We start from the raw sequence: 980 nt of genomic DNA on the forward strand, positions 1-980 counted from the left end.
GGAAGCGGTAAGTCTGCTTGCGGCCCACGAACTTCCGCGCGCCGATCGTTTTCTCTTCGGCCAATCAAGGCCGAGGAGAAATATTATGGGTTACTCTTTCCAAAGGCGTCTCGGGGACAGCACTTGGGGATATCCTAGATCGATTCAGAGGCGCGGGGGCAGGATCAAAGGTCGATTCTTGGGTAGGCGCTGGGCCGAACCAGCCAATCGACCCAAATGACGTCGAAGCGGCAATAGACGAAGACACGCTGACGTCCCTCTCGATGCAGACCGGCCTTTCGCGTGAGGAACTCATCAGCAGGATCACCCGGGATCTGCCCGAGGCCGTCAACAAGATGACGCCAAATGGCGCACTGCCGCCCGAGTCAACGAAGGGCTCCGGTGAGGCGACCCTCCTCGACGACGTGCCCCCACATAGGCCGCAAGTCAAATCAACCGGGCAAAACGATGTCTAGAATGAAGGCCATATCTCAGGAAGACCTCCTGAGGCGTGCAAGCTCGGCCGTTCGGATAGGTGGGCTGGGCTTTAAGGATCCCGAGGCAGCAAGCGTAGTTGCCGAATTGGACTTGTTTGCGGCGCTGCTTGATTCCCGTTGGCGGATTCCGGGAACCTCAATTCGTTTTGGACTGGATGCCCTCGTGGGCTTGGTGCCCGTCCTCGGAGATGTGGCAACAGGTATCGTTTCGGCTTACATCGTTTTGCGAGCCCGAAGCTGCGGCGCTGGAAAGATCTTGGTCGCCAGAATGCTGGGGACGTATTGCTTGATACGGTTGTAGGAAGCATTCCTGTTCTGGGCTCGATCTTCGACGTGTATTTCAAGTCCAACAATCGCAACATTACGCTGCTTCGCCGCCACCTTGGTAAAGCCGAAGGTGGCCGCCGGCGACACTGATTGCGGCTCAGCATTCGCCCAAGGAACTTTATTGGTTTATCGCACGTTCTGCCGCCGAACCAATTTCGGTTCAGGTAAAGGGGAAAA

The 980-nt window shown here is 56.8% G+C and carries 1 protein-coding gene and 1 pseudogene; both read left to right on the forward strand.

Going from position 1 to position 980, the window contains the following annotated elements; genetic code table 11:
• The first annotated feature begins 17 nt into the window (after positions 1 to 17).
• Positions 18 to 455: a YidB family protein gene (locus X742_RS1000000176335; protein ID WP_051407812.1), complete on the forward strand. Its 438-nt coding sequence runs from the start codon at positions 18 to 20 to the stop codon at positions 453 to 455.
• A 1-nt stretch (position 456) separates the two neighbouring features.
• Positions 457 to 893 (forward strand): annotated as a pseudogene (locus tag X742_RS01000000171210) (DUF4112 domain-containing protein).
• The last annotated feature ends 87 nt before the right edge of the window (positions 894 to 980 follow it).

It is taken from the genome of Mesorhizobium sp. LNHC229A00 (assembly GCF_000502415.1).
Lineage (GTDB): Bacteria > Pseudomonadota > Alphaproteobacteria > Rhizobiales > Rhizobiaceae > Mesorhizobium.